This window comes from Pilimelia terevasa (assembly GCF_014647915.1).
In the GTDB taxonomy this organism is placed as follows: domain Bacteria; phylum Actinomycetota; class Actinomycetes; order Mycobacteriales; family Micromonosporaceae; genus Pilimelia; species Pilimelia terevasa.
This window is the reverse complement of sequence record NZ_BMQC01000002.1, coordinates 174927-199763: the sequence shown is the minus strand read 5'-3', so window position 1 is coordinate 199763 and position 24837 is coordinate 174927. Positions and strand designations below refer to the sequence as shown.

The following is a 24837-nucleotide window of genomic DNA, read 5'->3' as shown; positions in this document are numbered from 1 at the left end:
CCGCGCGGCCGGGGCGGCGCCCGAGGTCGACGGCGGGGCCGCGGCCGGCAATGATGTGTCCGGGCGAACGACCGTAGGACAGAATCGGGGTCGGCTCCCGCGCGCCCGCGGGGGCCGGACCGCCGCCGTGGGAGGCACCGCATGACCGAGAACACACCGCGCACGCCCCAGGCGATCGCCGACGCCGAGCGGTGGACCGCACACAACTACCACCCGCTGCCGGTCGTCGTGGCCGAGGCGGAGGGCGCCTGGGTCACCGACATCGACGGCCGGCGGTACCTGGACTGCCTGGCCGGGTACTCCTCGCTCAACTTCGGGCACCGGCACCCGGCGCTGGTCGGGGCGGCCCACGCCCAGCTCGACCGGCTCACGCTGACGTCGCGGGCGTTCGTGCACGACCAGTTCGCGGAGTTCTGCCAGCGCCTGGCCGCCCTGTGCGGCAAGGACCTGGTCCTGCCGATGAACACCGGCGCCGAGGCGGTGGAGACCGGTATCAAGGTCGCCCGCAAGTGGGGCTACCAGGTCAAGGGCGTGGCCCGGGACCGCGCGCACATCGTGGTCGCCGCCGACAACTTCCACGGCCGCACCACCACGATCATCTCGTTCTCCACCGACGAGGACGCGCGCGCCGACTTCGGCCCGTACACGCCGGGCTTCACCGTCGTCCCCTACGGCGACCTGGACGCCCTGCGCGGCGCGGTCACCGACGACACCGTCGCGGTCCTGCTGGAGCCGATCCAGGGCGAGGCGGGCGTCCTGGTGCCGCCGGCCGGGTACCTGCCCGGCGTGCGCGCGCTGTGCACGGAGCGCAACGTGCTGTTCGTCGCCGACGAGATCCAGTCGGGCCTGGGCCGGACGGGGCGGACGTTCGCCGTGGAGCACGAGGGCGTCGTGCCGGACATGTACCTGCTCGGCAAGGCGCTGGGCGGCGGCATCGTGCCGGTGTCGGCGGTGGCCGCCGACGCGGCGGTCCTCGGGGTGCTCCGGCCGGGCCAGCACGGCTCGACGTTCGGCGGCAACCCGCTGGCCTGCGCCGTCGCCACCGAGGTGATCAAGCTGCTGGAGACGGGCGAGTTCCAGGCGCGCGCGACCGAGCTGGGCGAGCGCCTGCACAACGGCCTGGCCAAGCTCATCGGCGACGGCGTCACCGAGATCCGCGGGCGCGGCCTGTGGGCGGGGGTCGACATCGACCCGGCCCGGATGACCGGCCGGGAGGCCAGCGAGCGCCTGATGGCCCGCGGGATCCTGGCCAAGGACACGCACGGTTCGACGATCCGGCTGGCGCCGCCGCTGGTCATCACGGCGGACGAGATCGACTGGACGCTCGACCAGTTCGCCGCCATCCTCTGACCGCCGCACGCCACGGACCGCCGCACTGCCGCACCGCACCACCGCGACGGTCCGTTGCGCACCGCGTGCTCCGTCGCGCGGGGAGGGGCCGCCCGGTCCCTCCCCGTCGCCCGGGCCGCGCCCGGCGGCCGCCGCGGTTCACTGCGACCGGCGCGGGCTCGGTCCGGCCGGCGCGGGTCAGTGCTCCGGCGGCGGGAGCTGCATGAGCATCGTCGGGGCGTTGGCCATGACCGACTCCGGGTTGGCCACGCCGCCCGCGGCCCACCGGCCGGCCCGGGCGAGCTGGACCCCGGGGTACAGCTCGACGACGTCCTCGGTGGCCAGCGTGCGCACCTGGTCCCGGGTCAGCAGCAGCCGGTTGGCCTCGGCCATCGAGCCGCCCACCCGGATCACCGTGCCGTTGGTGCTGACGTCGCGGACGAGGATGTCCCGGCCGAGCAGCTCCAGCCGGACGTGCGCGCGGCTGATCCAGCGCCGCGCCTCCTCGCCGAGCCACGGTCCGAGCATCAGCGCGTCCGGCCCCTGGCTGGCGCCGTCCGGCGCCCGGCCGACGGTGACCGGCTGGTCGGAGGAGACCACGAACCGCTGCCGGATGGCACCGTCCACCCGGCACACCATCAGCTCGGCCGGCGGGCGGGGTCCGGCGGGGAGCAGCTTCTCGTCGTGCCGGGGGCAGTACGGCGCGCCGTCGCGCAGCCGCGGCGGCGGCTGGCCGCCGGGCCGGCCGACCCGGCCGTTGCCGAAGGCCGCGCACCCCGGCTCGGGGCACCGCCACAGTCGCGCGAGGACCTTGCGGGCGGCCTCCGGCGCGGGCAGCGCGCCGTACGGGCCGACCGGTGTGGGCGCGGCGCCCACGGGCTCCGGGACCGCCACCGCTTCCAGAACCGCCCCGCCCGGCCCCGGTACCGGTGCCAGCAGCCGCCCCGGCGCGGCCAGCCAGGGCACCTGTCCCCGGGCGGCGCCGAAGTCCCGGCGGGTGATCAGCGGCAGCTCGGTCATCGCCGCGACCTCCAGCACCCGCGGCCCGACGCCGGGGATGACCTCGATGAGCCCGTCGTCGGCCCACCGGCGGATCACCATGCGCTCGTTGGAGGTGAGGTCCGCGTCGGACAGCAGGCCGCGCTCGGCGATCACGTAGACGGGGACGTTCTCCTCGGCGACGTACCGGCTCAGCGCGTCCACGACGTGGCCGAGGCGCAGCAGGGTCGCGGGCCGGCCGCTGTCGAGGTCGGCGTACCGGACCACCTCGGCGAGGTCGAGCACCCCCCGGGCGAGCGCCGGGTCGGTGGAGAGCCGCTTCTCGATCGCGTCGAGGACCTTGCTGACTTCGAATCTCACCCGCCCATGATGCCCGGTTCAGCCGACGTTTCCCCAATACCACCCGGCGCCCGTCAGCCGAAGGTGCCGCAAACCGGACGACACGCGGACACCGGCGGCCGGGCCGGTCAGCTCAGCCGCCGCAGCGCCGCCCCGAGCCGGGCCAGGTCGCGGCGGCGACGCTCCAAGGTGACCGCCACGAACACCAGCAGCACGCCGCCGGCCGCCAGCGGGATCCAGCTCGGTACCCGCTGCCACAGCACCGTCAGCTCGTGCAGGGCCACCAGGCCCAGGGCCAGGCCGCCCAGGACGACGGGCGCCTGCCGCCGGCCGCGGACCCCCCACAGCAGGACGGCGAGGGCGGCGGCGCCGAGCAGCAGCCGGCGCAGCGGCGGCGCGTCGCCGGCCAGCACCCCCGTCGCGGTGGGGACCAGGCCGACGGCGAGCCCCGGCCCGTAGGCGACCCAACTGCTCAGCGCGGGGCGGCCGCGCAGCGCCCACGCCCCGAAGCCGACCGCGACGAGCGCCGCCGGGACGGTGTACCCCTCGATCGCCGGCACCGACAGGTCGTAGGCCAGGCACCACCAGGCGGCCACGAGCGCCGCGGCGGCTGCCCCGGCGTACCCGGTCCGGTGCCCGGACGGGTCCGCGGGGCGCAGCGCCCGGACGCCGAGCGCGAGCCCGCCGAGGGCCCAGACCAGCGCGGCGTACCGCGCGGGCGCGCCCGCGGTGCACAGCAGCGCCACCGCGAACGCCCCGGCCGCCAGCCAGCGCAGTACCGCCGACTCCGCGCGGCGGCGGTCGCGCAGCAGCGCCTCCAGCCCCAGCGCGGCGACGGCGACGGCGAGCACCGGCAGCGCCCGCCACCGCGCGCCCCAGCCCAGGGCCGCGCCGACGGCCAGCGCCAGCAGCACGGCCGCGGCCACCGCGACGTGCCAGGCGGCGACCCGGGTGCCCCGCAGCCGGCCGGTGGCCGCCGCGAGGCCGGCGACGGCGGTGACCGCGGCCAGCGCCACGACGGTGGACCACCGGGTGGGCAGTGCCCCGGCGACACCCGGGCCGGCGAGCAGGAAGCCGGTGGCGGCGGCCAGCACCCTCCGCTCGACGGGGCCGGGGTACCGGCAGGCGACCAGCAGCGCCGCGAGGCCGCCGGCCAGGCTCAGCGCGGGGACCGCCGGCCACGGCACGGCCGCCGCGGCGGCCGCCACCGGCACCGCCGCGACGAGCGTGGCGGCGCAGGCCCACTCGCCGGTCCGCTGCCCGAACCGCCGCGCGCCCAGGATCGAGGCGGCGATGCCGAGCAGGACGACGCCGACCGCGGCGGCGGTGGCCGGGGGCGGCGCCCACCCGGCGCCCGCCGGGCCGCCCGGCCCGAGGCCCACCCCCGCGGGGCGGCCGGCCCACACCTGGACCAGCCAGCCGTACGGCAGCAGGTACACCGCACTCAGGGCGGGCAGGCAGCCCACGAGCCAGGCCAGCAGCGGCAGCGCCGCGCCCCAGGCCGCGGCGCCGATGCGGGCGCGCACCAGGCGGACGGTGGCGGCCACGGCGACCAGCGCCAGGCCGGCGTACACGGCGATCGGCTCGTCGGTCGCGCCGCCGCCGGCCCACATCGGAGTGAGGGCGGCCAGCAGCAGGACCGGTACGTAGACGTAGCGGCGGTGGGCGGGGACCCGGCGGGCGACGACCGCGGCGGCGGCGACGAAGGCGGCCAGCACGCACAGGTAGGCGCGGGCCCGCCACCAGTCGGGGACGTGCAGCGCGTCCAGGGCCGCGAACAGCGCGAGCGGCGCCAGCAGCACGGCGGCCGCGGCGCCCGCGCCCCCGGCGTGCCGGCGGACCGGGTCCGGCCCGGTACTGCGGGCCAGCAGCAGGGCGCCGGCCAGCAGCACCGCGGCCACCCCGGCCTGCGCGGCGGGCCAGCCCAGCGGTACCGCCAGCGCGAAGACGCCGAGCCCCGCGCCGAGCACCGCCCGCGCCACCACGGCGCCCGGCCGGGGGGCGCGCGCGGCGGCGGCCACGAGCAGCGCCGCGACCGGCGCGGCGAGCAGGCCGACGCCCCAGCGCGGCAGGGCCAGGGCTACGCCCGCCAGCGGTACCGCCGGCACGAACGCGGCCAGCAGGGCGTCGGCGCGGTACGCGCGGGTGCGCGCGGCGGCAGGTCCGGCGGACAGCAGGACGAGGACGGCGGCGGTACCGGCCAGGTGGGCCAGCGGCGCCAGCCACGACCACGGCCCGGCGGCCGCGGGCCGGCCGACCACGTCGCCCGCGGCGACCAGCGCGGCGGCGAGGACGGCGCTGACCCCCACCAGGGCGACGGCCGCCGCGACGCGGTGCAGGCTCTCCCGGAGCCGCGGCGCCAGCCGGTGCCACGCGGCGGCGTACCCGACCGCGGCCAGCAGGGCCAGCACCGGCGCGCCGTGGGCCTGCAGGGGCGGGAACGCCCGGGCCGCGAACAGCAGCACCGCCGCCGCGGCCAGCAGTCCCGCCGCGACGTCGCCCAGGTTGCGCAGGGCGGCCAGCCGGCTCTCGTAGACACCGGACAGTCCGACCGCGACCACGGCCAGCGTGCCGGCGGCGGCCAGCGCGCCCGGCGCCATGGCGTCCACGGTGGCCAGTCCGGCCAGTCCCCACAGCAGGCCGAGGGCGACGGCGCCCGCCCCCGTGAGCCGGGCGACCACCCGCAGCCCGGCCTCGGCGGCCCGGCGGGCGACGAGGGTGCCGCCGAGGGCCTGGAGGGCGCAGGCGAGGGGCACGAGGTCGATCCGGTCGTACGCCCACCCGGCCAGCGCCAGCGGCACCGCCTGCCCGGCGAGCAGGGCCGCGTACCGCGGCGCGGCGACGCCGACCGCCCGCGCGTACCACCAGCCGGCCGCCGCGACGGCCGCGCAGACGGCCGCGGTGTGCGGGGCGGCGGGCACCGCGTCGAGGTCGGCCAGGCCGGCGGCGCGGGCGGCGTACCCGTCGAGCAGCAGCAGGAGCATCCCGACGGCCGCGAAGGTCTCCGCGGTACCCCGCAGCCCGCGCCGCCGCGCCACCGGCGGAACGGCGAGCACCAGCGCGGTCACCACGGCGAGGATCGAGGCGCGGACCGGTACGCCGTAGGTGGCCCAGGCGACGGCGGTGAAGGCGATCGCCGCCGCGCCCAGCAGGACCCCGCCGAGGACGAACAGGACCGTCTGGACCGTCCGCGTCGAGGTCTCCCGACGCGCGGGCGGCTCCTCCGGCACCCCGGCGTGCCGGAGGAAGACGTCGACCGGGACGCCGCCCGGGGGGAATGCGGGGGGGCCGGGCAGCCCGGCCGGACCGGCGGCGGGAGCGGCGGCCGCCGGGTCGGGCCGCTCGCCCGGATCGGGCCGCTCGCCCGCGCCGGTCGGGGCGAGGCGGCCGGCGGCGGCCCGGACGCGGGCGACGACCGCGGCGGACAGGGCGGCCCGCCGGCCCTCCGCGTCGGCCAGCGCGGCATGGGCGGCGTCGGCGGCCTCGGCCGCGCGGTGCAGCTCCCCGGCGGCCCGCTGCCGGGCGGCGCCCGCGTCGGCGGCGTGCCGGCGCAGGTCCGGCAGGATCCGGTCCAGCGCCACGACCTCGGCGGCCTCGGGGTCGGGTCCGGCGCCGCAGCGGGGGCAGCCCCGGCGGGTGTCGGCGGGTCCGCCGCAGTACGGGCATGGGTACGTCACGCCACTGATCATCACCCCCCGACCAGCGCGCGCGGCTGAGCACGCGTACCTAAATGTCCGCCAACGAGTGAGGTGGTTCGCCGTGATTCATTCTGATTTGGCCTATATCACGCGGTACATTGGCGCGGGAATCCGGGGTCGGCCGCGTCGCTCCCGGAGCGAGAGGAGCGCGCCATGGGCAGCCCGACCACCTCCGCCGGACTCCGCGTGCCCCCCGCCTGGGACCTGCCCGACCCGTACGCCCACATCCGCGCCGAGGCCCGCGTCCTGCGCGAGCACCAGCGCCTGTCGATCGCGGCGGCCGCCGCCGCGCTGGTCAGCGGCATCGCGCTCGCCGCCGTGGCCCCCCGGACCGCCCCCGGCGTCGGCGCCGTCCTCGGCGCCTGGCTCGTGGCGGCCGGCGCCCTGCACCTGATCGAGGCGGCGACCGCGGGCGGCGGCTCCCGCGCCCTGACCGGCGTCGGCGGCCTGCTGCACGTGACCGCGGGCGTCGTCTGCGTCCGCGGCCTGCCCGGCGGCGTCGAGGCGCTCGCCGTGGTGGTCGGGGTGGCCTGGCTCGCGGGCGGGATCGCCGCGGTGCTGGCCGCCGTGTGCGGCCCGCGGGGCGACTGGGCGCTGCGCGGCGCCGTGCTGACCGGGCTCGTGGGCGTGGCCGCCGGCCTGGCCCTGACGTTCTGGCCCGCCGCCACGCTCCCGGTGGTCCGCGGCGTGGCGCTGGCGATGCTGGCGGGCACCGGCGCGCTGCACCTGCTGCTGACCGTCCGCGCGACCAGGCCCGCTGCCTGCTGAAACCCGCCGAGCGGGCCGCCGCGCGACCGCCGCGGCTCACTTCCGGCAAGAGATAGACAGCCATCATCCGTTCGGCCACACTCGCGCTCCTGGACGGCATGTTGCATAGACACCTTCGGCTAGAGCGAAGGTGAGCCAGGTCACTTTCACAGCCTTTTCCCAGCTCGATCAAAGGGCCTCTGACCTGCGGTTTTGTCAATTCAACGACGATCTTAAATGGGGTCTATCCATATCGTCGTGATATGACGAAAGCCCTGAAACATGTTATTGACGACAGTCGATGAGGGCTGCTAAGTTGCCGCCACGGGATCCCGAAAACCCGATCCGGTGAAGCTGATCCGCAAACGCCTGGGCCCCCGCACCGGCGCCCACCCTTCACCGATCCGCACCAACGATTGAGGGGACACTCCATGAAGCGCACACTCGTCGGACTCGGCGCTGCGACCGCGGCCGCTGGCATCGTGATCTCGGGCCTGGCCGCCCCCGCCTCGGCCGCCCGCCCCGCGCGCAACGACGACCCGGACGTCAAGATCACCGACGTGGTCCTGAACGGCACGGGCTGCAAGAAGGGTGACACGTCCATCATCATGTCCAACGGCAGCAAGGCCATGGACGTGATCTTCTCGGCGTTCACCGCGCAGGCCGGCGCCGTGCCGAAGGACAACGGGACCACGCCCTGGGTGCCGCGCGCCAACAAGAACTGCCAGATCAACCTCAAGCTGTCGTACAAGTCCGGCTGGACCTTCGCGCTGACCACCGTCACCGCGCGCGGCTTCGCCGACCTGTCGAAGAAGACGACCGGCAAGCAGATCACCACGTACTACTTCGCCGGCATGACGGAGACGGGCGAGGGCACCTCGAACCTGGAGGGGCCGATCTCGGAGACCTACGCCTACAGCGACGAGATCAAGACGCCGAACTACAGCGAGTGCGGCAAGACCCGCGCGTTCAACATGAACGCCCGCGTCCAGGTCGACGCCAGCAAGTCCGCCAAGGACTCGCTGAGCGAGATCACGCTGGACTCCAAGTCGATCGACGTCTCCACCAAGTACTACCTGGGCTGGAAGAACTGCTGATCTTCCCGGTATCAGCGGCTCCACCCGCGTAGTGGACGGGGTGTCGACGCATCGGCGACGACCGGCGGCGCCCCGCCCGCTTCCACACCAGTGGGATCTGCCATCACCATGCACCACCATCAAAAGGGGAACACCATGAAGCGCACTCTCATCGGGTTCGGCACCGCGGCCGCAGCCGCAGCCATCGCCCTCTCCGGCCTCGCCGCGCCGGCCTCCGCCGACGAGGTCGAGCCGGCGAGCGGCCCGGACGTCAAGATCACTGACGTCACGCTCAACGGCTCGGGCTGCAAGCGGGGCGACACGAGCATCATCATGTCCAACGGCAACAAGGCCATGGACGTGATCTTCTCGGACTTCGTCGTGCAGGCCGGTTCGGTCGCCAAGGACAACGGCACCACGCCGTGGGTCCCGCGCGCCAACAAGAACTGCCAGATCAACCTCAAGCTGTCCTACAAGTCCGGCTGGACGTTCGCGCTGACCACGGTCACCGCGCGCGGCTTCGCCGACCTGTCGAAGCGGGCCACCGGCAAGCAGATCACCACGTACTACTTCGCCGGCATGCCCCAGACGGGCGAGGGCACCTCGAACCTGGACGGGCCGGTCTCGAAGACCTACGCCTACAGCGACGAGGTCAAGACCCCGAACTGGAGCGAGTGCGGCAAGACCCGCGCGTTCAACATGAACGCCCGTGTCCAGGTCGACGCCTCCAAGTCGGCGAAGGACTCCACCAGCGAGATCACGCTGGACTCGGAGTCGGTCGACGTCTCCACCAAGTTCTACCTCGGCTGGAAGAACTGCTGAGCCGTTCCCGGCCCAGCCGCTCCTGAGAGTCGGTAAGCGGTGAGCGTCGTCGGTCCTGTCGGGCCGGCGGCGCTCACCGTCGTCTCGCACAACTGAAGATCATGGGGGAAACATGATGCGTACCGTCACCGCCGCCGCGGCCGTCGCCGCGGCCCTCGCGCTCGCCGCGCCGGCCGCACCCGCCGCGGCGGGGCCGCGCCCGGGCGACCCGGACGTCAAGATCACCGACGTCACGCTCCGCGGCACGGGCTGTAGCAAGAGCGACACCAGCATCGTCATGTCCAACGGCAACAAGGTCATGGACATCGTCCACTCGGGCTTCGTGGTCCGCGCCGGTGCGGTACCGGCCGCTGACGGCACCACCACGTGGGTGCCGCACGCCCGCAGGGACTGCCGGATCAGCATGAAACTGACGTTCAGGTCCGGCTGGACCTTCGCGGTCACCTCCTCGCTCACCCGCGGACACGCGCAGCTCTCGGCCGGCGCCAAGGCCCGGCACGCGTCCAGCACCGCGGTCGACCACCTCGCGGAGCCGCTTGAGGACACCCGGCACCTCGTCGGCCCGATGTCCGACGTGTACGCGCTGCAGCCCGCCATCGAGAAGCCGGTCTACGGCCCCTGCGGCCAGGCCCGGACCTGGACCGCCACGAACACCGTCGACGTGTACTCGGGCGGGACCCCGAGCGCCGACCTGGACGAGGTGTCCCTCGACTGGACCGGCGGCGCCGGCAAGTTCGGTCTGGACTGGCGCACCTGCTGAGCCGCTCCGGTGCCCGTCCGAGACACACCAGCCAGAAACGACATGGGGGAACTGATGAAACGCACTGGCACCGTCCTGGCCACCCTCGCCGCCGGCCTCGCGCTCGCCCCGCCCGCCGCGGCCGCTGCCCCACCTGCGTCCGACTACCCGGACGCCCAGCTCACGGACGTACAGGCGACGGGCACCGGATGTACCCGGGGCAACACGGTCGCGGTGACGTCCAACGGCGGCAGGGCGCTGGACGTCATCTACTCGGCGTTCCACGTCGAGTCGGGCGCCGTGCCTGCCGATGACGGGACGACAACCTGGATCCCGCGGGCGAGTCGGCACTGCCGCGTCTCGCTGACCCTGACCTACCTGCCCGGCTGGACGTTCGCGCTCACCGCCTACGGCCTGCGCGGTACCGCGACCCTCGCCGCCGGCAGCACCGGGCGGCGGACGGCGGTGCACCACGTCGACGGGCTGCCCGCCCCGATGGCGAGCACCCGGGATCTCGCCGGCCCGATGGACGGGGCCTTCGCGATGTACAGGGAGGCCGCACCGCCCGTGTACGGCGAGTGCGGCAGGCCGCGGCGCTGGGAGCTGTCCAACACCGCTACCGTCGACTCGGGCGACACGGCCAAGGCGACGCGGGACGAGGTGATGCTGGATTCGACGTCACTCGGTGTGTACGACAAGTACCACCTCGCCTGGCGCCGTTGCTGAGCGGCGGACCGCACCGGGTGGGGACCTGACACAGCCGCGGCGACACACCGCCGGTCGATCGGTGGTGTGTCGCCGCGCGGGTGCGGCGGGTTACCATGCGCCGTGCGCATCCCCGCGGGCGACCTTCCGGGAGCGCGGCGCGGTCGGCCGCGCCGCACCCGGCGCTCCCGCCTGTCCGGCGCCGCGGTCGCGCTCGCGGTGGCCGTCGCCGGCTGCGGCGCCCCGGCCGCCCCGGCGGGGCGGCTGACCGTCTTCGCCGCCGCGTCGCTGACCGCCACCTTCCAGGCGCTGGCCGGCACGTTCGAGAAGGAGCGCGCCGGCACCCAGGTCGTCTTCCACTTCGCGGCCAGCTCCACCCTGGCCCAGCAACTGGTCGACGGCGCCCCGGCGGACGTGTTCGCGGCCGCGAGCCCCGAGACGATGGCGACCGTCACCCGGGCCGGCGTCGCCGCCGGTCCGCAGACGTTCGTCCGCAACCAGCTCGTCATCGGCGTGGCCGAGGGCAACCCGAAGAACCTCCGCTCGCTCGCCGACCTGGCCCGGCCCGGCGTCGCCGTCGCCCGCTGCGCCGCGCAGGTGCCGTGCGGCGTCGCCGCCGACCGCGCCCTGCGCGCCGCCGACGTGACCCTGCGGGGGCCCACGCTGGAGCTGAACGCCAACGCCACCCTCACCAAGCTCACCCTCGGCGAGGTCGACGCGGCGCTGATCTACCGCACCGACGCCCTCGCCGCCGCCGCGGCCGTCGACGCCGTGGACTTCCCCCAGTCCGCCGCCGCGGCCACCGACTACCCGATCGCCCTGATCAGCCGCGGCGACCGCAAGGAACTGGCCGCCGCGTTCGTCGCGCTGGTGACCGGCGAACGGTCCGCGGCCGCCTTCCGGCGCGCCGGCTTCACCACCCTGTGAGCAGGCTGCTCGCGGTCCCCGCCGGACTGGCGGTCGCCCTGCTCGCGGCGCCGCTGCTCGGCCTGCTCGCGCGCGCGCCGTGGGCGGCGCTGGGTCACTGGTGGGGCCGCGCCGAGACGGTCGAGGCGCTGCGCACCTCGCTGCTGACCGCCAGCGGCGCGACCCTGGTCTGCGTGGTGCTGGGCGTGCCGCTGGCGGCGGTCCTCACCCGGGTGCGCGGGTGGGCGCGCCGGCTGCTGCGGGTCGCCGTCCTGCTCCCGCTGATCCTGCCGCCGGTCGTGGGCGGCGTGGCGCTGCTGCTGGTCTTCGGCCGCGGCGGCCTGCTGGGTGCCCCGGTGTACCGGTGGTGGGGGGTGAGCCTGCCGTTCACGCCGGGCGCCGTGGTGCTGGCCCAGGTGTTCGTCGGGCTGCCGTTCCTGGTCCTGGCCGTGGAGGGCGCCCTGCGCGCGGCGGACCGGCGGGTCGAGGACGCGGCGGCGACCCTGGGCGCCGGCCCGTGGACGGTGTTCCGGCGGGTGACCGTGCCACTGGTCGCGCCGGGGGTCCTGGCCGGGGCGGCGCTGAGCTGGGCGCGGGCGGTGGGCGAGTTCGGGGCGACGATCACGTTCGCCGGCAACGTGCCCGGGCGGTCCCGGACCGTCCCCGTGGCGGTGTACCTCGCGCTGGAGACCGACCCGGCCGGCGCGGTGGCGCTGAGCCTGCTCCTGCTGGGGGTCTGCGCCGTGGTGCTGGTCGCGCTCCGCGACCGGTGGTGGGGCGGGCTGGCGTGAGCGCGCTGGAGGTGGCGGTCACGCTGCGGCGCGGGGCGTTCCGCCGCCGGCTGGACCTGCGCGTCGACGGCGGCGAGGTGGTCGCGCTCGTGGGGCCCAACGGCGCGGGCAAGACCACCGCGCTGCGTACCCTGGCCGGGCTGCACCGGCCGGCCGCCGGCACGGTCCGGCTGGGCGGCCGCACCCTCGACGACGTACCCGCGGGCGCGCACGTGCCGACGCACCGGCGGCGGGTGGGCCTGGTCTTCCAGGAGTACCTGCTGTTCGGGCACCTGAGCGTCCGCGAGAACGTCGCCTTCGGCCCGCGCTGCGCCGGGCTCGGCCGGGCGGCGGCCCGGCGCCGGGCCGACGAGTGGCTCGACCGGATGCGGCTGGCCGGGTACGCCGGGCGGCGCCCCGGGCACCTCTCGGGCGGCCAGGCACAGCGGGTGGCCCTCGCCCGGGCGCTCGCCGCGGCCCCGGCCCTGCTGCTGCTGGACGAGCCGCTCGCCGCCCTCGACGCCGGCCTGCGCCCGGCCATCCGGGCGGAGCTGCGCGCGTACCTGCGCGACTTCGCCGGGCCGACCGTCCTGGTCACCCACGACCCGGGGGACGCCGCGGCGCTCGCCGACCGCGTGGTCAGCCTGGACCGGCCCGACGCCACCGGGCCGCCCGGAGACTGAGCGCGGGCGTCCTCAGGCCGGCGCCGCGGACATCGCCCGCGGGGCCGGTCCGACCGGTTCGGGCGCCTGCGCGACCGGGGTCGCGCCCGTCCGGCGCAGCACGTCCTGGACCTCCTCCACGTGCTCGTACATCACCAGCACCACGTCGCCGGGGTCGGCCATGGCCAGCGCGGCGGTCACCGCCTCGTCCGGGTCGGCGGCCATCACCCGGCGGGTGTCCGCGCGGAACGCGGCGATCTCGTGGCTGAGCAGCGTCGGCAGCGCGCCCGGCGCCCGCCCGCGCAGGTCGTGGTCCTCGTAGAGCACCACCCGGGAGAAGCCGGCCGCCAGCGCCCGCGCGGAGGCCGCGAGCAGGTCGTCGCGGCGGTCCCCGGGCAGGGTCGCCGCGGCGATGGCGCGCTCCCGCCCCCACAGCCGGTGCAGCGGCTCGGTGACCGCCTCGATCGCCGCGGGGTTGTGCGCGTAGTCCACCAGGATGTGGACGCCGTCGCGGTACCACAGCACGCCCCGGCCCGGGTTGTCCGCGGCCCGGAACGTCGCCAGCCGGGCGGTCACCACCTGGGCCGGTACGTCCAGCGCCCGCGCCGCCGCCACGGCCGCGAGCGCGTTGGCCGCCGCGTACGTGGCCAGCCCGCCGAAGCTGCCCGGCAGGGCGGACACCGGGAGCAGCGGGACGGCCTCGGCGCCGGTGGCCTCCACGAGGTGGCCGTCGCGCAGCAGGTAGGCCCGGCCGCCGCGGGACAGGTGCCCCCGGACCAGCGGGTTGTCCGGGTCCACCGTGCACCACAGGATCCGCTTGTCCGCGGCGCGCACCCGCGGCCGGCGGGCGATCTCCCGGACGCGCGGGTCGTCGGCGTTGAGCACCAGCGTCCCGCCGGCCCGCACCTGCTCGGCGACGAGCGCCTTGACGTCGGCGATGTCGGCGACGCTCTCCAGGCCGTCCTGGCCCAGGTGGTCGCCGGTGATGTTGGTGAGGACGCCGACGTCGGCGAGGTCGTAGCCCAGGCCCCGGCGCAGGATGCCGCCGCGCGCGGTCTCCAGCACCGCCGCCTCGACCGTCGGGTCCGCCAGCACCAGCCGGGCCGAGCGGGGGCCGGTGGCGTCGGCGCGCTGGACGAGCTGGCCGCCGACGTACACGCCGTCGCTGGTGGCGGTACCGACCCGCAGCCCGCAGCCCGCCAGCAGGTGGGCGGTCAGCCGGGTGACGGTGGTCTTGCCGTTGGTGCCGGTGACGGCGACCGTCGGGATCCGGCCCGGCCCGGCCGGCGACGCCCCGGCGGCCCGGCGCCCGGCCGGGAACAGCATCTCGACGATGGCGGTGCCGACGTCGCGCGGGCTGCCCTGCGTGGGCTCCAGGTGCATCCGCAGGCCCGGCGCCGCGTTGACCTCGACCACGCCACCGACGGGCCGGCGGTCCTCGTCGTCGGGCGGCAGCGGCACGGTGGCGTCGGGCAGGCGCAGGTCCACCCCGGCGATGTCCAGCCCGACGAGGGCGGCGACCCGGACGCACAGCGCCGCCACCTCCGGGTGCAGGTCGTCGGTGACGTCGCGGGCGCTGCCGCCGGTCGACAGGTTGGCGTTGCGGCGCAGCCACACCGTGCGGCCGGCGGCCGGGACGTCGCCCGGGCGCAGGCCGGCCTCGGCGAGCAGGGCCAGCGCCGCCGCGTCCAGGGCGATCCGGGTCAGCGGCAGGGCGTGTCCGGCGCCGCGCCGCGGGTCGGCGTTCGCCCGGTCGACCAGGTCGGCGACCGTCGCGCGGCCGTCGCCGACGACGTGCGCGGCGAGCCGCTCGGCCGCCGCCGCGACGGCGCCGTCGACTACCAGTACCCGGTAGTCGCGCCCGGCGAGCTGCTGCTCGACGACCACGTCGCCGCCGAAGCCCAGCGCCCCGGCGTACGCGGCGCGCAGGGCGGCGGGCGTGGTGACGTCCAGGTGCACCTGCTGCCCCTGCCGGCCGCGGGCGGGCTTGACCACCACGGGCGGGCCCAGCCGGTCGAACAGCGCCTGTGCCTCCGCCTCGCTGCGGGCCCGCCCGCCGGCGGCCACCGGCACGCCCGCCTCCGCCAGCAGCCGCCGGGTCAGTTCCTTGTCGCCGGCCAGGTCGATGCCGATGCCGCTGGTGCCGTCGGTCAGCGCCGCCCACACCCGGCGGCGGTGCACGCCGTGCCCGAGCTGAATCAGGCTCAGGTCCCGGTGCCGCTCGACCGGGATGCCGCGGCGGCGGGCGGCGGCGGCGATGGCGGCCGTGCTCGGGCCGAGCTGCGCCGCCTGGTGCGCCGCGCGCAGGCCCGGCAGGGCCGTACCGTGCCGCCCCGGCCGGCCCGCCAGCAGGTCGGCGACGAGGTCCGCGGCCGTGGCCAGGAAACGCGCGGGCAGCCCGGAGTCGCGCGGCTCGTCGACCGGGCACTCCATGATCACGTCGTACCGGCCGCGCGCCCCGGCGTACGTGGTCCGGCCGAAGTTGACCGGCCGGCCGACCAGGTTGGACAGCTCGATGGCGGCGTGCTCCACCACGTGGCCGAAGTACGTGCCGCCGCGCAGCCGGGCGACGAACCCGCCCGGCCGGCCGGCGGCGCAGTGGTGCTGGGCCAGCCCCGGCAGAGCGGCCAGCAGCGCGTCGGTGAAGCCCGGGAAGTCGACGCTCTCGCGGTCGGCCAGCTCGCCCAGGGTGATCCGGGCGACGGCGACGGGGCGGTGCAGGTACCGGTTCGGACCGCGCAGGGTCCGCACGTGCTCGATCTTCACGCCGATGTTCCCCAATCCTGGGTGTTCGCCGGTGCCGAGCCGGTCACCGGCTGCCGGGCACCGAGGTCGAAGCGGTGGCCGCCGGGCAGGACGTGCAGCTCCACGCCGGACAGCGCGATCAGCCCCTCCCCTTCGACGGGCGTGCGGATCATCGCCGCGCGGCCGGCGTCGATCACGGTGACGGCGCCGGTGCCGATGACGTCGAAGCAGCCGCCCGCCACCACGATGGCGGTGTCCTCGTCGATGCCCAGGCCCAGCTCGTGCGGGTAGAGGGCGATGGCCGAGAGCAGCCGGTTGAGCCGGCCGCGCTCGGCGAAGTGCATGTCGATCAGGACGCCCGAGACGAACTCCAGGCCGGGGCCGGTCTGTACCGCCTCGGTGCTGACCGAGTCCAGCCGGCCGCCCCGGACCATGGTGGCCGACATCATCGCCGCCCCCGCGCTGGTCCCGGCGAGCACCACCTCGCCCGCGTCGACCCGCCGGTGCAGCAGGGAGTCGACCTCGGACCCGCCGACGGTGGCGATGATCTTGCGCTGGTCGCCGCCGGTGAAGAAGATGCCCGTACAGCAGCCCAGCGCCTCGACCGCCGCCGCGCTGTTGGCGTCGGCGCGGGTGGCCACGGGTACCGCGTGCGCGCGGCCGGCGCCGAGCCGGGTGAAGGCGGCGACGTACTCGTCCTCCAGCACCTTCGGCTCCGCGCTCGCCGTGGCGACCACGGCGATGTCGGCCGCCGGGCCGCCCGCGAGCGCCACGAACCGCCCCAGGATGCCCCCGGCGCCCGCGTCGCGGCGCTCGGCGCCGCCGATGACCATCAGTTGCCCGCGTTCGCCGGCCGTCCCGGCGGCCCCGCTGTCGGCCACAGTCGCCCCCTCGTGGGGCGTGTACGGCGAACGCCCCGGACGGTGGGCGGATTACCCGGTATCGCCCCACTCAACCCGCGGAGCGGGGTCGCTCCGGTACGTCACCCGGGCTTGCAGGGGTTCAGCGTGATGGCGGTGCTGGACCGGCCGGTGTTGCCCGCCTTGTCGGTGGCCGTCACCGTGATGGTGATCTTGCCGCCGCCCTTGTGCCCCTCGGCGTAGCCGACCCGGAACGTCCCGGTCCACTTGCCACCGGAGCCGGACATGGCGACCTCGCCGGCCGCGCCGGCGGTACTCCAGCCGCCGGTCACCGACAGCGCGCCGTCGGCGTTGTCGCTGACGGAGACCGTCACCGTCGCCGTGTCACCGGCCCGGGTCTCCGGCTTGCAGGCGCCCTCGGGCGGCGGGCCCTGGTCCAGCTCGCCGGGCGAGGCGGACAGGCCGGAGACGCGCGGCGGCACCCTGTCGGCCACCGGCGGGCGGCTGGGCGCGGCCGTGGTCCGGCTCGGCGCGGCGGTCGGCGTGGGGGTCGGGGTCGCGCTGGGGGTGGGCGACGGGGTCGGGCTCGGCGTCGCCGTCGGAGTGGGCGTGGCGGTGCCCGTCGGGCCGAACGTCGCCGGGATCGTCGGTCCGTTGGTGGTCGGGAAGCCGGTCTCCAGGTCGCAGCTCACCTCGCCGGGCGTGGTCGCCAGCGGCGCGCCGTCGGCCAGCACGCCGCCCCGGACCACGGCGGTCTCCCCCGCGCTGGTGGAGAACCGGGCCGGGCCGGCGTTGGTCAGCGCCCGCCCCTGGTCGTACACGGTCAGCGCGAGCGGCGGGTAGGCCGCACTCGACGGCGTCGTGTCGGCGACGAGGGTGCCGTGGCTCAGCGTCAGCGACGCCGCCGGGTCGGCCGCGCGGTCCGGGCCGCCGCGCAGGGCGCCGACGGCGACCTCGCCGCCCGCGCAGAGCTGGACCCGGGCGCCGCCGCGGTAGGTGAAGGTGGCCGTCGCGTGGTCGGCCGAGGTGACCCGGTCCCCCTCGGCCAGGTACACCCGGTCGCCCGCGTCGAGGGTGCGGCCGGTACCGGCCACGACCGTGCGCACGGTGCCCTTCTCGGCGGTGAGCAGCAGCCGGGCGTCCGGCAGCTCGGCCCACGCCGTGGTGGGCAGCGCCTGGGCGCCGGTGAGCACGGCGGCCAGGACCAGGACCGGGTACACCAGCCACCACAGGTGGCGCTGGAAGCGGCGGTCCCGGTCGTAGGCGGGCGGCGGGGGCGGGCCGGGCGGCGCGGCCAGGGGCGGGTACCCGGTCGTGGGGTGCGGGCCGAACCGCGGCGCGGCGCCGTCGGCGGCGACGATCCCGCCGCCGGTGAACGCCCGCGGCGCGGGAGCGGGCGCCGGGTCACGCGGGTCGGCGGGGGGCGCGCCGAGCGCCGCCGACACCAGCAACGGCGCGCCGGCCTGGACCGCGAGGCTCCACAGCCGCACCGGCGTGCGGGCCACCGCGACCTCGGTCTCCGGGCCGTCGCCGAGCGGGCCGATCAGGGTGCCGCGGCGCAGCCCCCGCCCGTCGGGGAGGGTGACCTCGCCGGAGGCGATGACGACCGCGTCCCGGTCCGGGGTGAGGGTCACCGGCTGGCCCGGGTTCAGGAACACCGGCGCCGCCGCGGCGGCCAGGCCGAAGCGGTCCTCCTCGGGCAGCCACTCCAGCGCGGGCGTGTCGGCGAACAGCGCCTCGGCCTCCGTGCGCTCGGCGGCGCCGGCCTCCGGCAGCGGGGACATCGCCGCGGCGACCGCGTCCGGCGGCAGGCTCAGCAGGACCGTCTCGGGGCCGACGTGCCAGTCCGCGGCCGAGGGCGTCCCGCGCAGGACCGACGCGAGCGCGATCAGCCCGCCCGGGCCGACCCGCTGCCGGATCGTCCCGGCGACGTCGCCGGGCGTGCGCGCCTCGGCGACACCGGCGACGACGGCGAGGACGGCCTCGGCCGGCTGGCCGGCCCGGCCGACCTGCTCGCCGGCCGCCGGGTACCGCCAGGTGGCCCGGCTGGCCAGGCCCTCCAGCGCGCCGTCGGGGAGCTGGGCCAGGATCGTGCCGCGCAGCGCGGCGAGCCGGCGGCCCGACGTGCCGGCCTCCCGGCGCCCGGCGGCGCGGCGGCGCAGCAGCCGCACGCCCCAGCCCGCCACCGGGTAGAGCAGCGGCGCCGCGGCGCCGAGGAGGACGCCGGCCAGCAGCAGCCGGCCCCCCGGTCCCTGCGGCCAGAGCCCGAGGGCGAGGCCGCCGAGCCGGTCGCGCCACAGGCGCACGGCCAGGTTGGCCACGACGAGCAGGTAGCCGGCGCCGAGCAGGCCGTACAGGGTGACCAGGCGGCCGTCGCCGTCCAGCTCGCGCCAGGCGGTGGCCTTGCCGCGCAGCCGGGCGGCGAGCGCGGCCTGGCCGCGGACGCGCAGGTTCGGCAGTTCCAGCCAGTCGCTGAGCAGGTAGTGGCCGTCCAGCGGCAGCAGCGGGCAGAGGTTGACCACGGTCTGGAAGTAGCAGACGAACGCCAGCGCGAAGGCCACCGGCGCCAGCGGCGGGGCCGCGAGCCCGGCGAGCTGGGCCGCCCCGGCGAGCACGAGGGTGGCGGCGGGACCGGCGGCGACGGTCCGCAGCCGCGCCCCGCGCCCCGCCAGCCACACGTCGGTGGTGTCGACGAAGACCGCCGGGACGCCGAAGTACAGCAGGACGCCGGCCGGCCCGACCTCCCGGCCGGCGTGCTTGGCGGCCAGGGCGTGCCCGCACTCGTGGACGACCAGGGCCAGGACGTGCAGCAGCAGCAGGACGAGGATCCCGGTGACGTAGGAGCCGCCGAGCTGGAACAGCGGGTACGCCGCGGTGCTCCACGTCCAGCCGAACAGCCCGACGCCGACCAGCGCGACCGCGGCCAGGCCGATGGCGACGGGTCGGCGCAGCAGCCAGCCCAGCACCCGGTGGGCCGCGGTCACGGCGCCGTCGACGTCCGCGACGACCATCCGGCGCCCGCGCAGCGCGGCGAGCAGGCCGCGCCCGGTGCCGGCCAGCGTCGCGGGCCGGCGGGCCGGCGCCGCGGCCGGGCGGTCGAGCATCCCGTTGGCCGCCAGGTCGGCGATGACGCGCACGACCTGTTCGGCGGCGAGCCGGCCGGTGAGCCGGGCGAACTCGGCGACGAGCTGGTTGACCGAGCGGGTGCCGTCCATCAGGGCGGTCAGCGCCGCCTCGTCGGCGCTCAGGCGCACGAGGTGCGCCCGGCCGCCGGGCTCCGGCGACCGGAGCAGGACGTACGGCTCCCCCCGGACCGACACCAGCGACGCCTGCTCGACACCGGCGCGCAGGACGGGGCGGGCCCGGTCCCGCTGCGGGTCGTCGAACGGGAAGGACATACCCGGCCCATCGGACGGGTCGGGGGCGTGTCCGGCGAGGACCTGCCACACGTCGGTGCGACTCTCCACCACTGCCACGGTCTATGCCTCCTAGCGGACCTCGCCCGGCAGGCTAACCGATCGGCATCGAGACACGCGATTCCTCAGCGCATACGGAATGCGACTCTCCACAGAGCGTGGTGAAGAAGGCACCGCTCCGGCGCCGAACCATCCCCTTACCTCGCGGAATGGTCCAGACTGTCCCGGTGACCCGCTATATCGCCGCCATTGACCAGGGCACCACGTCGTCGCGCTGTATCGTCTTCGACGCCGCCGGCACGATCGTCTCGCAGGCGCAGCGCGAACACGGCCAGCGCTATCCCCGGCCGGGCTGGGTCGAGCACGACCCGGTGGAGATCTGGCACCGGGTCGAGGCCGTCACCCGGGGCGCGCTCGACCAGGTCGGGCTCGCCCCCGCCGACCTCGCCGCGATCGGCCTGACCAACCAGCGCGAGACCACGGTGCTGTGGGACGCGGCCACCGGCGAGCCGATCGGCGACGCCATCGTCTGGCAGGACACCCGCACCGACAAGCTGATCGCCGAGCTGGCCGCCGACGGCGGCCAGGACCGCTTCCGGGACCGCTGCGGCCTGCCGCTGGCCACCTACTTCTCGGCGCCGAAGATCCGCTGGCGGCTGGACCGCGACCCCGACCTGCGGCGCCGGGCCGCCGACGGCGCCGTCCGGTTCGGCACCGTCGACACGTGGCTGATCGAGCGGATGACCGGCGCGTACCTCACCGACGTCACCAACGCCAGCCGCACCATGCTGATGAACCTGGCCACCCTGGACTGGGACGACACGCTGCTGGCGGCGTTCGACATCCCGCGGGCGATGCTGCCCGAGATCCGGCCGTCGTCGCAGGTGTACGGCGAGGCGCGGCCCTTCGGCGGGGTACCGGTGGCGGCGGCGCTCGGCGACCAGCAGGCCGCGCTGTTCGGCCAGGCCTGCTACAGCCCAGGCGAGGCCAAGTGCACGTACGGCACCGGCTCGTTCCTGCTCATGCACACCGGCGACACGCCGACCCCGAGCCGGCGGGGGCTGCTGACCACGGTGGCGTACCGGATCGGCGACCAGCCGGCCGCGTACGCCCTGGAGGGGTCGATCGCGGTGACCGGGGCGCTGGTCCAGTGGCTGCGCGACAACCTCGGCATCATCGGCAGCGCCCGCGAGGTCAACGAACTGGCCGCGCGGGTGCCCGACAGCGGCGGCTGCGTGATCGTGCCGGCGTTCTCCGGCCTGTTCGCCCCGCACTGGCGCCCCGACGCCCGCGGCGTCATCGCCGGGCTCACCGGCTTCGTGACCCGCGACCACCTGGCCCGGGCCGCGCTGGAGTCGACCGCGTGGCAGGTGTACGACGTGGTGGAGGCAATGAACGCCGAGGCCGACACCGACCTGACCGCACTCAAGGTCGACGGCGGGATGACCGCCAGCGACCTGCTGATGCAGTTCCAGTCCGACGTGCTCGACGTACCGGTCCTGCGGCCCTCGGTCAGCGAGACCACCTGCCTGGGCGCCGCGTACGCGGCCGGTCTGGCGGTCGGCTTCTGGCCGGACCTCGACGCGCTGCGCGCCAACTGGGCCGAGCAGCGCCGCTGGACCCCGCGGATGTCGGCCGCGGCCCGGGCCGGCGGCGCGCGCCGCTGGCGCAAGGCGGTGGCCCGCAGCCTGGACTGGACCGACTGACCCCCCGGTGCCGGACGCACCGGTGGGGCGCGGCCGCCCCCTGGCCGCGCCCCACCGGTATGGGGAGGTGGAAACGTCCTACGTGGCCTCGCCCAGCGTCACCGTCGCCGTGGCCGCCTTGCCGTTGCGGGTGTAGCTGACCGAGAGGTTGTCGCCGACCTTGCCCGACTGGACGGCCGAGACCAGGTCGTCGGCCTTGCCGATCTTGCGGCCGCCGAACTCGGTGATGATGTCGCCCTTGAGCAGGCCCGCCTTGGCCGCCGGGCTGCCCGCGGCCACGCTGCCGATGAGCGCCCCGCCGGCCTCGGCGTCGGCCAGGTCCACGCCGAGGAACGGGTGGCTGACCTTCTGGCCGGACTTGATCTGCTCGGCGACGGCCTTGGCCCGGTTGCTCGGGATGGCGAAGCCGACGCCGATGTTGCCCTGGCTGCCGGCCGTGGCGATCGCCGTGTTGATGCCGATGACCTCGCCGTCGAGGTTGACCAGCGCGCCGCCGGAGTTGCCCGGGTTGATCGGCGCGTCGGTCTGCATGAGGCCCGCGAGCGTCGGGGTCTGGCTCGGCTGGCCCAGCGGCGAGTCCTCGTCGCCGCCGCCGGCCCTGATGCTGCGGTTGAGGTAGCTGACGATGCCGGCGGTCACCGAGCCCTGCAGGCCCAGCGGGCTGCCGACGGCCATCACCGTGTCGCCGACGCGCATCGCGCTGCTGTTGCCGAACTTCGCCGGCTTCAGGTCGCTGACGCCCTCCACCTTGACCACGCCCAGGTCGGTGCGGGGGTCGGTGCCCACGACCTTGCCGGGCAGGTTCTTGCCGTCGCGGAAGGAGACGGTGACCTGGCCGTTGGGGGCGGTGGCGACCACGTGGTTGTTGGTCACGATGAAGCCGTCGGTGCTCATCACCACGCCGGAGCCCTCGCCGCGCCCGGTGCTGATGGAGACCACGCTGGGCGTCACGCCGTCGGCGATCCCGGCCAGGGACTCGCGGTTGAGGACCGCGGCCGGCGCCCCGGTGGAGGCGTCGAGCGAGGTCAGCGGCCCGTCGGACATCCCGCGGGTGATCAGGGCGCCGGTCACGCCGGAGCACAGCGCGAGGAACACGGCGCCCGCGCCGATCGCGGCGATCAGGCCGCCGCGGCGGCGCCGGCGGGACTGCTCCTCGGTGCCGACAGCGGGGTGGCTGCCGGTGTTGGTGAGCCAGGACGGGGACTGGTGCGCGCCCGTGGCGTAGGCGTGGGTGGCGGCGTCGTGCGGCCCGGTCCCGTGCGCCGCGGCCCCGCCGTACCCGTGGCCGCCGGGGCCGTGCCCGGCGGCGGCGGGGCCGTAGCCGGGCGGCGGCGCGGCGGGGGTCTGGTGCGCGTGCGGCCCGTACGCCGGCTGGTAGGCCGCGGCGGCGGCCCAGGCCGGGGTCGGCTGGGGGGCGGCGTCCGGGGCCGCGGCCGGGTGGCCGGGGGCACCGGCGGCCGGCTGGGGGTGCGCCGGGTGGCCGTGGGGCGGGTGGCTGGGAGACGAGGCGCCGGGGTGGCCGGCCGGCTCCTGGCCGTCCGGGCGGTGGGCGCTCACGGACGCCGCGGTGGGCTCGGCCGGCGGGGCCGGCTCGTTCGTCCCCGCCCGCGGGGGCTCGCTGCGCTGCGGGTCGCCGTGGGCGACGTCGTCGTGTTCGGTCATGGCTCTACTTTCCCCGATCGTTCTTGGCCCCGCCTGTACCGGGACTGGACGTTGCCTGTGAGCGCCTCACTCGGCGTTGTCGGGCAGCCGCGGCAGGCGCACCCGGAACGTCGCGCCGACGCCGGGCGCCGACTCGACCTCCACCGCGCCCGCGTGGGCCGCCACGATCGCCGCCACGATAGCCAGTCCGAGGCCGGTCCCGGTGACCTCTCCGGCGTGCCGGCTGCGGGCGGCATCCGCCCGGTAGAACCGCTCGAACACCCGTTCGGCCTGGTCGGCCGGCAGTCCCGGGCCGGTGTCGGCGACCTCCAGCACGGCCGTGCCGTCCCCGCCGTCGCGCAGCCGGACCGTCACCTGGGCGGCCGGCGGCGTGTGGACGAGCGCGTTGGTGACGAGGTTGCCCAGCACCTGGCGCAGGCGGGCGTCGTCGCCGCGCACGGTCAGCCCCGCCGAACCGGGGGCCAGGTCCAGGGTGATCCGCCGGTCCGGCGCGGTGACCCGGGCGGCCTGGACGGCGTCGCCGGCCAGCACCGCCAGCGTCACCGGCGCCTGCCCCAGGGGCCGCTGCCGGTCCAGCCTGGCCAGCAGGAGCAGGTCCTCGACCAGCAGGCCCATCCGCGCGGCCTCGTCCTCGATCCGCCGGACCAGCCGCGCGGCCTCGGCGGCGTCGGCCCCGACCGCCTGCCGGTACAGCTCGGCGAAGCCGCGGATCGTGGTCAGCGGGGTGCGCAGCTCGTGCGAGGCGTCGGCGACGAACTGCCGCATCTTGTCCTCCGAGCGCAGCGCCCGGGCCTCGGACTCCCGGGCCACCGCCTCCGCGGCGCGCGCCCCGGTCTCGGCCACCCGGGCGGCCCGCTCGGACTCGGCCCGTGCCGTGAACGCCGACTCGATCTGCGCCAGCATGGCGTTGAGCGCCCGCGACAGCCGGCCCAGCTCCGAGGTCGGTTCGGCGACGCCCGGCTCGGGGTCGGGCACCCGGCGGCTCAGGTCGCCCGCGGCGATGGCGCCGGCGGTCTGCTCGATCTCGACCAGCGGGCGCAGGCTGGTCCGCACCAGGGCCGCGCCGAGCGAGGCGAGCAGGATCAGCATCCCGCCGCCGACCAGGACGTCGATCCACACCAGCCGGCCCACGGCGCGGTCGACCTCGGTGAGGTCGCGGGCCACGAGCGTGACCCGCCCGTTGTCGCCGCGGTCCTGCGGCAGGGCCAGCACCCGCCAGCGGCGCGGGCCGGAGCGCGCCTGCTCGGTCCAGGGGCGGCCGAGCCGGCGCAGCATCTCCTCCCGGTTGCGGGGGAGCTGGGGCAGCTCCTCGGCCGACATCAGCCGGGTCGAGTGGAACGTCGTGCCGTCCTCGTTGCGCTCCGCCTCGCCGTTGCGCGACACGAACGCCAGCACGTAGTCGCTGGGCAGGCCGCCGGGGGACCCCTCCAGCACGTACTGCGGGACGAGCCGGGCGGTGTCGGCCAGCTCCCGGTCCACCTCGCCGAACAGGTACGCCCGCAGCGCCAGCACCCCGCCGAAGCTGGTGACCACGAGCGCGGCGAACATCAGCGCCAGGACGGCGGCGACGAGCTTGACCCGCAGCGGGGTCCGGCGCAGGGCCGCGCCGGAGGCGGCGACCTCGCGCAGCCGGGCGAGCAGCGGCGCGGGGGGCGC

Annotated in this window: 16 protein-coding genes and 1 pseudogene; 10 read left to right on the top strand and 7 right to left on the bottom strand. The window is 76.7% G+C overall.

Annotation, left to right across the window (positions count from 1 at the left end):
* The first annotated feature begins 141 nt into the window (after positions 1-141).
* Positions 142-1350, top strand: coding sequence for an ornithine--oxo-acid transaminase (gene rocD / locus IEY75_RS03855; RefSeq protein WP_189112782.1), 1209 nt, complete (start codon positions 142-144; stop codon positions 1348-1350).
* A gap of 177 nt (positions 1351-1527) precedes the next feature.
* Here the strand turns inward: rocD and IEY75_RS03850 are convergent, their stop codons facing one another.
* Entirely contained in the window at positions 1528-2688 is a 1161-nt protein-coding gene (locus IEY75_RS03850; protein WP_189112781.1) for an FHA domain-containing protein, read from the bottom strand.
* Positions 2689-2795: 107 nt separating this feature from the next.
* The gene (locus tag IEY75_RS03845) at positions 2796-6344 is read right to left on the bottom strand and encodes an SCO7613 C-terminal domain-containing membrane protein (RefSeq protein ID WP_189112780.1); all 3549 of its coding nucleotides are present in this window, start codon (positions 6342-6344) and stop codon (positions 2796-2798) included.
* Between the two features lie 174 nt (positions 6345-6518).
* Here IEY75_RS03845 and IEY75_RS03840 point away from each other — a divergent pair, with 174 nt between their 5' ends.
* From IEY75_RS03840 to IEY75_RS03810, 8 genes and pseudogenes are all read left to right on the top strand, one after another.
* The gene (locus IEY75_RS03840; RefSeq protein ID WP_189112779.1) at positions 6519-7133 is read left to right on the top strand and encodes a hypothetical protein; all 615 of its coding nucleotides are present in this window, start codon (positions 6519-6521) and stop codon (positions 7131-7133) included.
* A gap of 410 nt (positions 7134-7543) precedes the next feature.
* On the top strand, positions 7544-8209 hold the full coding sequence (locus IEY75_RS03835) for a DUF4360 domain-containing protein (protein ID WP_189112778.1): 666 nt from the start codon (positions 7544-7546) through the stop codon (positions 8207-8209).
* Positions 8210-8344: 135 nt separating this feature from the next.
* Positions 8345-9010 (top strand): DUF4360 domain-containing protein, encoded by a 666-nt coding sequence (locus IEY75_RS03830; RefSeq protein ID WP_189112777.1) that lies wholly within the window; start codon positions 8345-8347, stop codon positions 9008-9010.
* A 115-nt stretch (positions 9011-9125) separates the two neighbouring features.
* On the top strand, positions 9126-9770 hold the full coding sequence (locus tag IEY75_RS03825; RefSeq protein WP_189112776.1) for a DUF4360 domain-containing protein: 645 nt from the start codon (positions 9126-9128) through the stop codon (positions 9768-9770).
* A 54-nt stretch (positions 9771-9824) separates the two neighbouring features.
* Positions 9825-10475 carry a DUF4360 domain-containing protein gene (locus IEY75_RS03820; RefSeq protein ID WP_189112775.1) on the top strand — a complete coding sequence of 217 codons (651 nt, stop codon included), beginning with the start codon at positions 9825-9827 and terminating at the stop codon, positions 10473-10475.
* A gap of 102 nt (positions 10476-10577) precedes the next feature.
* On the top strand, positions 10578-11381 hold the full coding sequence (gene modA / locus IEY75_RS20725) for a molybdate ABC transporter substrate-binding protein (protein ID WP_229789328.1): 804 nt from the start codon (positions 10578-10580) through the stop codon (positions 11379-11381).
* Entirely contained in the window at positions 11378-12151 is a 774-nt protein-coding gene (locus IEY75_RS20720; protein WP_229789327.1) for an ABC transporter permease, read from the top strand. Before modA ends, IEY75_RS20720 begins: the two co-directional genes overlap by 4 nt.
* Positions 12148-12780: pseudogene (locus IEY75_RS03810) on the top strand (ABC transporter ATP-binding protein); the annotation flags it as partial. The gene IEY75_RS20720 and the pseudogene IEY75_RS03810, both read left to right, overlap by 4 nt.
* A gap of 45 nt (positions 12781-12825) precedes the next feature.
* On the opposite strand, the gene cphA reads toward IEY75_RS03810, so the two are convergent.
* From cphA to IEY75_RS03795, 3 genes are all read right to left on the bottom strand, one after another.
* Positions 12826-15558 (bottom strand): cyanophycin synthetase, encoded by a 2733-nt coding sequence (gene cphA, locus IEY75_RS03805; RefSeq protein ID WP_189112774.1) that lies wholly within the window; start codon positions 15556-15558, stop codon positions 12826-12828.
* On the bottom strand, positions 15555-16418 hold the full coding sequence (locus IEY75_RS03800; protein WP_229789325.1) for a cyanophycinase: 864 nt from the start codon (positions 16416-16418) through the stop codon (positions 15555-15557). The genes cphA and IEY75_RS03800 overlap by 4 nt, the downstream gene beginning before the upstream one ends.
* A 101-nt stretch (positions 16419-16519) precedes the next feature.
* Positions 16520-19864, bottom strand: a complete 3345-nt coding sequence (locus tag IEY75_RS03795) for a cyclic nucleotide-binding protein (RefSeq protein WP_189112773.1) — start codon at positions 19862-19864, stop codon at positions 16520-16522.
* Positions 19865-20022: 158 nt separating this feature from the next.
* On the opposite strand from IEY75_RS03795, the gene glpK reads away from it, so the two are divergent.
* A complete protein-coding gene (gene glpK, locus IEY75_RS03790) occupies positions 20023-21519 on the top strand; it encodes a glycerol kinase GlpK (RefSeq protein ID WP_189112772.1) in 1497 nt (498 codons plus the stop codon).
* A gap of 78 nt (positions 21520-21597) precedes the next feature.
* Here the strand turns inward: glpK and IEY75_RS03785 are convergent, their stop codons facing one another.
* Positions 21598-23181 carry a S1C family serine protease gene (locus IEY75_RS03785; protein ID WP_189112771.1) on the bottom strand — a complete coding sequence of 528 codons (1584 nt, stop codon included), beginning with the start codon at positions 23179-23181 and terminating at the stop codon, positions 21598-21600.
* 66 nt (positions 23182-23247) lie between these two features.
* Positions 23248-24810, bottom strand: coding sequence for a sensor histidine kinase (locus IEY75_RS03780; protein WP_229789360.1), 1563 nt, complete (start codon positions 24808-24810; stop codon positions 23248-23250).
* Positions 24811-24837: the final 27 nt, after the last annotated feature.